This is a genomic window from Reichenbachiella sp. (assembly GCF_033344935.1).
In the GTDB taxonomy this organism is placed as follows: Bacteria; Bacteroidota; Bacteroidia; order Cytophagales; family Cyclobacteriaceae; genus Reichenbachiella.
Map to the genome: position 1 here is coordinate 3,731,226 of NZ_JAWPMM010000001.1, position 11,275 is coordinate 3,742,500.

Consider the following 11,275-nt stretch of genomic DNA (forward strand, 5'->3'; position numbering starts at 1 on the left):
ATATAATGAAGCTAGTGGACGATTCCACATTCGTCACAAAACTTTCGTTTACCCTTTGGACGTTTCTTTGGCTTCTTTTTATGACCAAAATAGGTAGGGTCTGAATACTGAGGTTTCTCCATACCCTTGGCCATCTTACGGTACTTTTTCTTGTTCGCCTTCATCAACTTTTCATAATCCTTAATACTCTGATCATACTGTTGATTATAAGATTTTTTTGAAGCCTTCTTTTTAGTGGAAAATATCTGTGAAGAAGACGCAGCAGCCTCCTTAACCTCAGACTCTCTCGAAGACTGAGCTATTGATTCATTTGAAATGAGTATGAAGAATATTCCTAAAAAGGATAAAATAAGAAATCGCATAGACACTTTGTAAGTTTACAAAATAACGAAAATTAACTCTATTATTGCGCAACTCTGTATCCGTTTTTTGGTTTACAAATCCAGTATACTTCAAATAACAATTCTTATGAGATTATCTGTACTACTCTTTACTCTTCTTTACTTGCCGTGTCTATATACTATTGCCCAAACGATGGATTTTGAGACATACGATCCTCCTTCTACCCTGGTAGTTCCTGAGCACCAAATTACCAAAGCCAAATACCCTTTCGTTGATGTACACAATCATCAATTTGGAATGAACAATCAGGATCTCTCCCCACTGGTTCAGGATATGGATGACCTCAATATGGCTGTAATGGTTAACCTTAGTGGTCGAGGAAGGGGAAGCGATGAACACTTTAATGGAGTAATGAAAAATGTAAAGGAAAACGCCCCGAATCGTTTCATCATATTTACCAACATATCATTTGATAACATAGATGAACCTAATTGGTCAGAAAACACAGTGAAGCAGCTTGAATCTGATGTAAAAGCTGGAGCCAATGGATTGAAAATTTATAAAAGTCTTGGACTTAGACATACGGATAAAAATGGCAATCGCATTACCGTGGATGATATAAGGCTAGATCCGATTTGGGCAAAATGTGGCGAATTAGGAATTCCGGTATTGATTCATTCCGCCGATCCTAAACCTTTTTGGGACGAGCATGACGAAAACAACGAACGCTGGCTAGAACTTAAAGTAAGACCTAATAGAAAGCGCAACGCAAATGATCCCGCCCCGTGGGAACAAATCATATCAGAACAACATCATGTTTTCGAAAAGCATCCAAATACCAAATTCATTAATGCTCACTTGGGCTGGTACGCCAATGACCTAAAAACGTTCGGTGAGTTGATGGACAAATATCCTAATATGTATTCAGAGATCGGAGCAGTAATTGCAGAACTTGGTAGACAACCCAGGGCGGCAAAAGCTTTTTTAACCAAATACCAAGACAAAGTTATGTTTGGCAAAGATTCATACAACAAAGAGCAATACTACACTTACTTCCGTGTACTTGAAACTGCCGACGAGTATTTCCCATACTATAAAAAATACCATGCCTTTTGGAAAATGTATGGCTTGGATTTGAGCGATGAGGTATTGAAAAAGCTCTACTATAAAAATGCATTGAAGGTTATTCCTAATATAGATGCTTCTCTATTTCCAGAGTAATATTAACTTGCCACCTATTAGCTAATCCAATACACTAATTTTATAAATGAAACCCACTTTACTCATTCTTGCTGCCGGCCGTGGCAGTCGATTTGGCGGAGCCAAACAAGTAGCCCCAATGGGCCCTCACGGAGAAACTATTATGGAATATAGTATCTACGATGCATTGAACAATGGATTCGAAAAGGTAGTCCTTGTGATCAATAAAGATGTGGAACAAGATACTTTCGACCTTGTCAATAAAATGACAGGAGCCAAAGATAAAATTTCTTACGCCTATCAGGATTTATATACAGAAATGATCCATCCTGAGATTCAGAAGCAAAGACTTAAACCTTGGGGCACTGCTCATGCTATAATGAGCGCCTGTGATTTAATTGATGGGAGCTTTGCTATGATTAATGCGGACGATTACTACGGAAAAGACGCCTTCCAAACAATGGCGACCTACCTTCAGTCTCACACAGCTCCAAACAATTACAGCATGGTAGGCTACGATCTAAAAAATACATTATCAGCCAATGGCACAGTTTCCAGAGGCATATCTATTAGCGACAAAAATGGTTTCCTTGCTTCCATAAAGGAAACGCATGAAATCCAAGCTGATGGAGATAAAATCATCTCAGAAGGAGGAGTTGAGATTACAGAAGGATTGGCATCAATGAATTTTTGGGGATTTCAAAACAATCTTTTTGAAGAGTTGAAGTTTCAGTTTAAAGACTTTCTAAATTCCGCTAGCGACCTCACTAAGGATGAATATCAAATCCCAACAGTGATTGACCAAATGATAAAAAAAGGAATGATCGAAGTATCAGTGCTTCACTCAGGTGCCAAATGGTTTGGAGTTACTTACAAGGAAGATGCAAAATATGCTGCTGAAACCATTCAAGGCTACGTTGCTGACGGAAAATATCCTAGCCCACTTTGGTAATATAATTGAATAAAATTCATTAGATTTTAGCTTTAAAATACATTTGACAATGGGACTAAATATTGGAGACGATTTACCAGAGGTAACGCTTGCAGATCAAGATGGCGCCTGGTTAAAGCTAAGGGATTATGTGGGTCAACCTGTAGTAGTATTTTTTTACCCTAAAGACAACACTCCGGTGTGTAACATTGAAGCTTGTGAATTCGAAGCTCATTACGGGGAATTGAAAAGTGCCGGTGTTAAAGTATTTGGAATAAGTAAAGACAGCGTATCCTCCCACAAGAAATTCGCCACTCGATTTCATCTGGAATATAGATTACTCAGTGATGTGAATGGAGAAGCCGAAAAGCTCTTTGGTGTAGGAAGAAAATTATTCGGCCTTCTTCAGGACCGAATAACTTTTGTTTTTGACAAAGATGGCAAGCTCATGCATACCATCAAATCTCAGCTTAATGGTCGACGACATGTAGATGAAACCCTATCTGTACTCAACATAGAGACTCAACTAAAATAAATCAGACCTTAAAATCCACCAATTTTAAGCGTTAAGTAATAATTAATCTCGTCAAACTCATCTGACAAGGTATTCACCAGTTGTAGATCTTGAGTAAATCTTTTAGAGACTCCTAAGTCCAGTCTGAAGTTGTGAGCAATATTTATTTCAAGGTTAGCTCCTGGCTCGATATACCAAAAGACATCTTCATCTACCAGGTTATCTCTATTGTCCCAGAAGTCTTCATTATCGGGATCTTCATACCCAAGCCAACCCGCTCCGGCTGATACCGGAAATGTGATATGTACGACTTCATTCGAAAAGAAAATTGGCTCAAGCATCAAGCCTCCATACCCCCCTTGTAAACGAACTTCATTTGTAGCGTCATCTGGGTCAATATTTTGATACTTAGTAGTTGGAATAATTCCGTAGCCATCAATCCCAATAGCCAGAGTTCTATTGACTATCCAGGCACCTCGAATTCCAGCCATCACAAGTGTTTTATCTTTAAAATTTGAAGTCTTAAAACTCACTGCACCATAACCACCACTGTGATGCATCTTACCAGTAAGGGTTTTGATTTGATTTTTGTTTTTCTTAGGTTCTTCTTCTCTTTGATAGGGCTCAGTGGCTTGATAGTATTTAATGACCACAGGCTGAGTTGTTACTGTGTCTACTCTTATAGGTAATTCCTCGTTAGGGTTATCCTCAACTATCGGAGTTTTCACTTCCTCTTTGTCATCTCCAAAATACTGAAGCTTTGGCTTCTCATTGATCGTATCCGATTTTTGAGAAATAATGGTCTGACCAAAAGTCGAAACAGAAAGCAGCAGAAGTCCGAGTAATATTTGAGTCTTTTTCATTATTTGATTAAAATTCCATATATAATTAAGCAAAAGACAGCCTTGAAAATAATAGGTTTCCAATTCTTTGAAAAATAATTGAAGGATGTCTGGCTTTAGGAAAAAATCGTTCTAATTTTGCAGTGGCAAATCAATACGACCAGCTCCTATTGAACTCCCCCAGGGCCGGAAGGCAGCAAGGGTAAATAGTCGTAGCGGTGCGATATGGGTTTGCCATTTTTATTTCCCTCTTTTCTTCTTCAGTCATCTGTTTTTTATCAATTCCAACGTGTCGAAGCTACGCAACAAGCTCCTTATTTTATTAAATCAATGAATCATTAATTCCTTGATTCTTTTCTTTATAATTTTGTCGGACTAGCAATTTCATTCACACTAAAAAAAAGAAAATATGAAATTTTTCATCGACACGGCCAACTTGGACGAAATTCAAGAAGCTTATGACTTAGGCGTTTTGGACGGCGTGACTACAAACCCCTCATTGATGGCTAAAGAAGGCATCACGGGTCAGGCAAACATTTTAGCACATTACAAAAAAATCTGTGATATCGTAGACAACAATGTAAGTGCAGAAGTTATTGCCACTGACTATGATAATATGATGAAGGAAGCGCATGAACTCGCCAAAATCGATGATAAAATCGTGGTGAAAGTGCCAATGATCAAAGACGGCATCAAAACAATTAAGACATTGAGCAGCGAAGGGATTCGTACTAACTGTACGCTAATCTTCAATGCTGGACAAGCCCTATTAGCAGCCAAAGCAGGTGCGTCTTACGTATCTCCTTTTATTGGCCGTTTGGATGATGTCTCAACAGACGGTTTACAACTGATCGAGCAGATCGTTCACATTTATGGCAACTACCCAGAATTAGATACAGAGGTGTTAGCTGCTTCTGTAAGACACAATATGCATTTGATCCATTGCGCAGAAATTGGTGCAGACGTAGCCACTTGTCCGTTAAAGGTAATCACGGGTCTACTCAAGCACCCATTAACAGATAGTGGGTTAGCTCAGTTCTTAGCTGATCACCAAAAAGGAAACTAATTTCTGATTTTATCATCTCGTAGTTCATGCACATCATTAAGGTAAAAGGAAAGGCCAAAATACCGGACTACATCCAACTACGGGATGATGATTTCGTTTTAATTGCCTATTTTCGAGCGGATCGCCCGTTAAAAAAACTAGACAAATATGGTCTGGAGGGCAAAGAGGAAGCACTCAAAGCAATTATAGAGCAACTTCCTTTCGGGAAAATTCAACCTTTAAACATATAGACACAATGGAATTTAGTTCGAACCCTGTGGTAGAAGTCAACGACGCAACGATCTATCAAGAAAATCAGGCCGTGCTCAGTTCTATTAGTTTCAAAATTGAAAAGGGTGAATTTGTCTTTTTGGTAGGACGAACTGGGAGTGGAAAATCCTCTCTACTCAAAACTTTATATGCTGACCTAGATCTAAGAGAGGGAACCGCTGATGTCGCTGGATTTAACATCAAAAACATAAAGTCTAAAGACGTGCCTTTTCTAAGAAGAAAAATAGGCATCATTTTTCAGGACTTTCAGCTATTTCCAGATCGAACGGTAACAGAGAACCTTATATTCGTCATGAAGGCTACAGGCTGGAAGGATAAGTCAAAAATCAAAACCAGATTAGCAGAAGTACTCATGCGTGTAGGGTTGGGCGCAGCTGCAGACAAACAACCTCACCAATTATCTGGGGGTGAACAACAGCGCGTGGTTATCGCTAGAGCGCTCATCAATGAACCTGCCATCCTTATTGCTGACGAACCTACTGGAAACCTCGACCCTGAAGTATCTGATGGCATTTTCAATCTATTCTTAGAAATCAATAGAAGTGGCACAGCTGTACTGATGGCTACCCACAATCACACCTTTATCACTGAATACCCTCACCGCACACTCAAATGCGAAGGAGGCAAGCTCTTAGACTCTGAAAAAGAAGAGTTTGAGTTGAGCGGGCATTATTAAAAACTAACCCGACTTTATGCACCTATCAACTTTACCCTACCAATTTCTTGCAAACTTCAAAAATCACATTGGCACCTACCTAATTATTATTTTAAATGTGATCTCCTTTGGTTTTCAAGATCATTCATTTAATGTAAGAAGTCTGTTATCCGAAGGTGCCAATTTTGCTCCATATTCTTTAACCAATCAACCCTATAGATTAATCTCTTCAGTATTCTTACATGGAGGTTTTATCCATCTAATTATCAACCTCTATAATCTCTACTTTGTAGGGAAAACAGTTGAAGAAAAGGTAGGTGTTATTCAATTCTTACACCTCTATTTTTTTTATGGAATTACGGCATCCATAGCGAGTTGTCAATTCAATCTTTTTACGATAAGTGTTGGCGCTAGTGGAGCCATCTTTGGCTCGTATGCATTTCTATTTCTCAAAGAGTGGAACGAAAGCAATACTCAAAGAAAATCACTCCTGATAAACTTTATCATTTTTGCCTTTATAAATACCATTTTCATTCGTCACCTTAATATAGATGTGTATGCCCACTTAGGAGGCACTTTAGCAGGAGCCTGCTCTTTCATTTTACTACAGGTTTTCCAAAAATCAACAACAAGCCTCTTACTTTGGGTACTACCAATTGGTTTGTATTTTTTTATACCCAACACACAACCTCAGTATTATAGTGCCTACAATTACACAATTCAAAAAGACGACCACATTAGATCAGCTTTAAATTCTTATTACTTTGTCTCGTCCTGAAATAAGTTGACACAAAAACGACTTATTTATGAAAGACGAGAAGCGCAGTTCTTTAGGAGGGAAAAAGCGCACCCAGCGCGACTACAACATGGGCTTTAAACTGGCGGTTGTATCTGAAGTGGAAAAAGGCGAAATGACCTACAAGCAAGCCCAAAAAACTTATGGTATACAAGGAAGGAGTACAGTTTTGGTTTGGTTACGCAGATATGGTAAATTAGACTGGAGTCACCCGAAGCAACACTTTATGGCCTCACCTAAATCAAAAGAGACACCAGCACAGAAGATCAAGCGATTAGAACGTGAATTATCTGATGAGCGATTGAAGAATGAGATTCTTAATATGATGATTGACATCTCAGACAAAGAACACGGAACTTCAATCAGAAAAAAGGGATTACCCAAACAATCTGGCGCATCCGAGAAGAAAAGCACGTGAGTCTCTCACGTAGCTGTCGACTGTTTGGGATTAGTAGACAGGCGGTTTATCAATCAATACAGAGATCTAAGCAAAGAGCAGAAGAACTCTCCAGGATCAAACCCCTTGTCCAAAAGGTAAGGATGCAAATGCCCCGACTGGGCACGCGGAAGCTGTACCATTCATTGAAAGGTGAATTTGACCGGCAAAACATAAAAGTGGGTAGAGATGCTTTGTTCAACTATTTAAGAGCCGAACACCTGCTCATCAAGCCAAAGAAGAATTATACAAAAACTACCAACAGTAAGCATTGGTTGAGAAAATACCCCAACCTATTGAAGGATCGGAAAGCTATTCGCCCTGAAGAAGTTTTTGTCAGTGATATTACTTACATCAAAAGTAGGGAGCGAACCCATTACCTCTCTTTGGTCACAGATGCATATAGTAGAAAGATTATGGGCTATCACCTCAGTGATGACATGAGTGCTGAACACGTGGTCAAAGCACTGAAAGTTGCTGTCAAAAACAGAAAAACAACCCAAACGCTTATTCATCATTCCGATAGAGGATTACAATATTGCTCCACTCTTTATCAGTCTGAGCTTAGTAATCATCAAATCACCCCATCTATGACCGATGGGTATGACTGCTATCAAAATGCACTAGCAGAAAGAGTTAATGGTATCCTAAAGGGGGAGTTCCTCATTCATAAATGCAATACTGGCCAAGAATTGAAAATACTGATCAAAGAGTCAATAGATACCTACAACAATCAAAGACCTCATCTAAGTCTCAACTATAAAACACCTAACTTTATACATGAAAAAACCTGTGAATATCAATCCACAGGTTTTACTTAAATCTTTTTAAAAACCGTCAACCTATTTTAGGACGGGTCACTTAGATAATGATGAGCACGCAGCTAAAATCAAAGTAATAAAAGATTTACCAGACTCTATCGCCATACAATTTGCAACTATTAAAAACTTACCCAAAGCACTTCAACTTGACACTGCCATCATCCTGGACTTTTTCAGACTTAGGAAAAAACAGATTTTTTATTTTCTAATGCTATTAGAGAATGATTCCTTCTTGTATGAAGACAGCATTCTATTCATCCGAGATCAATTAGCGCAATCGGCAAGACCCCATTATGCTTTGGATTTTAATTACAAATCCAATGAAAATTCCGTTAACATCAATAACCAAGGATTGAAGCAAGAAAGAGAATATTATGATAAAAACTGGGACACTACCCCATATGTATACAAGGCCGAATATTATAGAATAGGCACTAAAGATAGTCTCGGCAACTGGCACGGAAAAATTATTGATTACTATGCTGACGATACACCTCAAATGAGGGGCACTTATCATAGAGATCTCAAACAAGGAATATTCATATACTACAACGAAGACGGTACCGTCTCTTCTGCTGGGTGCTATGAAAATGACCAACGCATAGGCAAATGGGAATACTATTATTCCAATAATATGCTGAGCTCAGAAATTAGATACATTAATAATTTCTCTTATATTGAAAATATATATGATTCTTTAGGGCAACAATTGGTCAAAGATGGTAAAGGCATTGATATAGATTATCACCCAAATGGAGCCATTGCGGTTAAAAGAACAATTGAAGGAGGATTGAACCATGGAGTATATGAAGGGTATTATGAAAATGGAGACCCTTATTTCATAGAATATCATAAGAAAGGCTTTTTGGATTATGGCATTTCATATGACTCTTTAGGCAATGTATATCGCTATGAGGAACATACTATCTGGCCATACCCAACTGGTGGCTATGAAAAATTAGTGGCATACTTTGAAGCCAACAATCAAATGAAATCCGATGACTTTGATGATTATGTCGAATTAAAGTTTAGAGTAAGGAAAAATGGAAGTATTCATGAGATAGTTGTTACCAAAAGCATACACCCGACATTAGACAAACACGCAGAACATCTACTTATCAATGGTCCAAGTTGGCAACCAGCCAAGATTCACGGTTTTGAAATAGTAGAAAGAAGTGCAATTGTTCGGGTAATGTTTTAATAATTGACTTCCCCTTATTACTAAAGCAGACGCCTTTCGGTATACATGTGATTGCTGCTATAAGAAATTTGAATGAGCACTTTGCTACAAGGACATTGTTGCATTCAACTATTTCGAGTTGATTTCAAACTCCAGCCATATCTTTCAATGAGACCATAGCCTTTGACAGCGCTGTAGTCCGGTACTAGTGTTATAATACCAATCTATAAGGAAGAATCAATGGGCTTTAAATAGATCCAATTAGAATGAAATAAGGTATAAAAACCCGAACCAAAGAAATACAGGATATTTGACAATCCCGGAGCGTTGTATCGATAGACAGCTCGTTCCCCGCCGGCTACTCTCACCCGTATTACCGTAGTAGCATTTCATTTTTTGGACATAAAAAAAGGGATGCTGTAAAAACAACATCCCTATTTGATAAAATCTGGCGACGACCTACTCTCCCGCGTATTACCGTAGTACCATCGGCGCTGAGTGGCTTAACTGCTCTGTTCGGAATGGGAAGAGGTGGACACACTCGCAATAATCACCATAAAGTCTTGATGAGTGTCTAGTACTAAGTATATAGTACCAAGACATCATTTAATTTCTTTAAGTAGTAATCTCATTTGATTATTACTTTGTACTAAATACCTGGTACTTAGTACTGTTTTTGACATGAATATTGTGAAAGAAAGAACGTGCAAAGCACTGTTATAGAAAGTTTACAGGTAATTAGTACTACTCAGCTTTGACATTACTGCCTTTACACCTGTAGCCTATCAACGTCATCGTCTTTAACGACCTTTAAAAGAAATCTCATCTTGAGGAGGGTTTCGCACTTAGATGCTTTCAGCGCTTATCCTCACCGAACGTAGCTACCCGGCGGTGCAGTTGGCACCACAACCGGTAGACCAGAGGTTCGTCCAACTCGGTCCTCTCGTACTAAAGTCAGAGCCTCTCAAATTTCTTACGCCCACAACAGATAGGGACCGAACTGTCTCACGACGTTCTGAACCCAGCTCGCGTGCCACTTTAATGGGCGAACAGCCCAACCCTTGGGACCTTCTCCAGCCCCAGGATGTGACGAGCCGACATCGAGGTGCCAAACCTCCCCGTCGATATGAGCTCTTGGGGGAGATCAGCCTGTTATCCCCAGAGTACCTTTTATCCTTTGAGCGATGGCCCTTCCATACGGAACCACCGGATCACTATATCCTAGTTTCCTACCTGATCGGCTTGTTGGCCTCACAGTCAAGCACCCTTATGCTATTGCGCTCTACGCACGGTTACCAAACGTGCTGAGGGTACCTTTGAAAGCCTCCGTTACTCTTTTGGAGGCGACCACCCCAGTCAAACTACCCACCACACAATGTCTCCGACAAAGCCGGATTAGGCATCAGATAAATAAAGGCTGGTATTTCACCAACGGCTCCACCACGCCTAGCGACGCAGCTTCAAAGCCTCCCAGCTATCCTACACATCATTTACCCAATACCAATGTGAAGCTATAGTAAAGGTTCATGGGGTCTTTCCGTCCCGTTGCGGGTACGCGGCATCTTCACCGCGACTACAATTTCACCGAGCTCATGGCTGAGACAGTGCCCAGATCGTTGCACCATTCGTGCAGGTCGGAACTTACCCGACAAGGAATTTCGCTACCTTAGGACCGTTATAGTTACGGCCGCCGTTTACCGGGGCTTCAGTTCAGCGCTTCTCAACTAAAAGTCGATAACGCCCCCCCTTAACCTTCCGGCACCGGGCAGGTGTCAGGCCTTATACATCATCTTTCGATTTCGCAAAGCCATGTGTTTTTGTTAAACAGTCGCCTGGGCCTTTTCACTGCGGCCAGCCGAAGCTGGCGCCCCTTCTCCCGAAGTTACAGGGCCATTTTGCCTAGTTCCTTAGCCATGAATCACTCGAGCACCTCAGGATTCTCTCCTTGACTACCTGTGTCGGTTTACGGTACAGGTACCATATTCATAAGTTTAGAGGTTTTTCTTGGAAGTCTGATTAGGCGCATATCAACGCTCCCGAAGGATTGTTGTACTATCAGGTTCAGCTAGTCCGGCGGATTTACCTACCGGTCCAATACCTACACCCTTCAACGTGCTATTCCGTCAGCACGCAGCGCTTTCACTACTCCGTCACCCCATCACTGAGTATGGTAGTATGGGAATATTAACCCATTGTCCATCGACTACCCCTTTCGGGTTCGC

General features: G+C 40.1%; 11 protein-coding genes, 2 rRNA genes and 1 other RNA gene (1 of these 14 running past the window's edge). 10 read left to right on the plus strand and 4 right to left on the minus strand.

What is annotated here, in order from left to right:
* Window positions 1-11 precede the first annotated feature (11 nt).
* Complete coding sequence (locus R8N23_RS16005) at window positions 12-362, minus strand: hypothetical protein (RefSeq protein ID WP_318172625.1); 351 nt, start codon at window positions 360-362, stop codon at window positions 12-14.
* Between the two features lie 106 nt (window positions 363-468).
* Here R8N23_RS16005 and R8N23_RS16010 point away from each other — a divergent pair, with 106 nt between their 5' ends.
* The 3 genes from R8N23_RS16010 to R8N23_RS16020 are packed head-to-tail and all read left to right on the plus strand — an operon-like array spanning window position 469 to window position 3,008.
* Window positions 469-1,563 carry an amidohydrolase family protein gene (locus R8N23_RS16010; protein ID WP_318172626.1) on the plus strand — a complete coding sequence of 365 codons (1,095 nt, stop codon included), beginning with the start codon at window positions 469-471 and terminating at the stop codon, window positions 1,561-1,563.
* A 46-nt stretch (window positions 1,564-1,609) separates the two neighbouring features.
* A complete protein-coding gene (locus tag R8N23_RS16015) occupies window positions 1,610-2,494 on the plus strand; it encodes a nucleotidyltransferase family protein (RefSeq protein WP_318172627.1) in 885 nt (294 codons plus the stop codon).
* A gap of 49 nt (window positions 2,495-2,543) precedes the next feature.
* On the plus strand, window positions 2,544-3,008 hold the full coding sequence (locus R8N23_RS16020; protein WP_318172628.1) for a peroxiredoxin: 465 nt from the start codon (window positions 2,544-2,546) through the stop codon (window positions 3,006-3,008).
* Window positions 3,009-3,016: 8 nt separating this feature from the next.
* Here the strand turns inward: R8N23_RS16020 and R8N23_RS16025 are convergent, their stop codons facing one another.
* Complete coding sequence (locus R8N23_RS16025; protein WP_318172629.1) at window positions 3,017-3,850, minus strand: hypothetical protein; 834 nt, start codon at window positions 3,848-3,850, stop codon at window positions 3,017-3,019.
* A gap of 121 nt (window positions 3,851-3,971) precedes the next feature.
* Between R8N23_RS16025 and ffs the strand changes: the two genes are divergently transcribed.
* The 7 genes from ffs (at window position 3,972) to R8N23_RS16060 (ending at window position 9,074) form a co-directional block, all read left to right on the plus strand.
* Window positions 3,972-4,071, plus strand: an RNA gene (gene ffs / locus R8N23_RS16030) — signal recognition particle sRNA small type.
* 167 nt (window positions 4,072-4,238) lie between these two features.
* Window positions 4,239-4,895, plus strand: coding sequence for a fructose-6-phosphate aldolase (fsa, locus tag R8N23_RS16035; protein WP_318172630.1), 657 nt, complete (start codon window positions 4,239-4,241; stop codon window positions 4,893-4,895).
* 26 nt (window positions 4,896-4,921) lie between these two features.
* The gene (locus R8N23_RS16040) at window positions 4,922-5,125 is read left to right on the plus strand and encodes a fructose-6-phosphate aldolase (RefSeq protein WP_318172631.1); all 204 of its coding nucleotides are present in this window, start codon (window positions 4,922-4,924) and stop codon (window positions 5,123-5,125) included.
* 5 nt (window positions 5,126-5,130) lie between these two features.
* Entirely contained in the window at window positions 5,131-5,841 is a 711-nt protein-coding gene (locus R8N23_RS16045) for a cell division ATP-binding protein FtsE (protein WP_318172632.1), read from the plus strand.
* A gap of 16 nt (window positions 5,842-5,857) precedes the next feature.
* Complete coding sequence (locus R8N23_RS16050; RefSeq protein WP_318172633.1) at window positions 5,858-6,598, plus strand: rhomboid family intramembrane serine protease; 741 nt, start codon at window positions 5,858-5,860, stop codon at window positions 6,596-6,598.
* A gap of 28 nt (window positions 6,599-6,626) precedes the next feature.
* A protein-coding gene (locus R8N23_RS16055) for an IS3 family transposase (RefSeq protein WP_318171684.1) occupies window positions 6,627-7,873 on the plus strand; the annotation gives its coding sequence in 2 pieces (ribosomal slippage) (window positions 6,627-6,990 and window positions 6,990-7,873; 1,248 coding nt in all).
* 208 nt (window positions 7,874-8,081) lie between these two features.
* Window positions 8,082-9,074, plus strand: coding sequence for a hypothetical protein (locus R8N23_RS16060; protein WP_318172634.1), 993 nt, complete (start codon window positions 8,082-8,084; stop codon window positions 9,072-9,074).
* A gap of 425 nt (window positions 9,075-9,499) precedes the next feature.
* Here the strand turns inward: R8N23_RS16060 and rrf are convergent.
* Window positions 9,500-9,611: ribosomal RNA gene (rrf, locus tag R8N23_RS16065) — 5S ribosomal RNA — on the minus strand.
* 160 nt (window positions 9,612-9,771) lie between these two features.
* Window positions 9,772-11,275: ribosomal RNA gene (locus R8N23_RS16070) — 23S ribosomal RNA — on the minus strand (it continues 1,382 nt past the right edge of the window).

What these genes read in the sequence shown, in the direction of transcription:
- R8N23_RS16015 (WP_318172627.1), top strand. Translation starts at nt 1,610, where the DNA reads ATGAAACCCACTTTACTCATTCTTGCTGCCGGCCGTGGCAGTCGATTT.
- R8N23_RS16050 (WP_318172633.1), top strand. Translation starts at nt 5,858, where the DNA reads ATGCACCTATCAACTTTACCCTACCAATTTCTTGCAAACTTCAAAAAT.
- R8N23_RS16060 (WP_318172634.1), top strand. Translation starts at nt 8,082, where the DNA reads ATGCTATTAGAGAATGATTCCTTCTTGTATGAAGACAGCATTCTATTC.
- fsa (WP_318172630.1), top strand. Translation starts at nt 4,239, where the DNA reads ATGAAATTTTTCATCGACACGGCCAACTTGGACGAAATTCAAGAAGCT.
- R8N23_RS16005 (WP_318172625.1), bottom strand. Translation starts at nt 362, where the DNA reads ATGCGATTTCTTATTTTATCCTTTTTAGGAATATTCTTCATACTCATT.
- R8N23_RS16025 (WP_318172629.1), bottom strand. Translation starts at nt 3,850, where the DNA reads ATGAAAAAGACTCAAATATTACTCGGACTTCTGCTGCTTTCTGTTTCG.
- R8N23_RS16010 (WP_318172626.1), top strand. Translation starts at nt 469, where the DNA reads ATGAGATTATCTGTACTACTCTTTACTCTTCTTTACTTGCCGTGTCTA.
- R8N23_RS16040 (WP_318172631.1), top strand. Translation starts at nt 4,922, where the DNA reads ATGCACATCATTAAGGTAAAAGGAAAGGCCAAAATACCGGACTACATC.
- R8N23_RS16045 (WP_318172632.1), top strand. Translation starts at nt 5,131, where the DNA reads ATGGAATTTAGTTCGAACCCTGTGGTAGAAGTCAACGACGCAACGATC.
- R8N23_RS16020 (WP_318172628.1), top strand. Translation starts at nt 2,544, where the DNA reads ATGGGACTAAATATTGGAGACGATTTACCAGAGGTAACGCTTGCAGAT.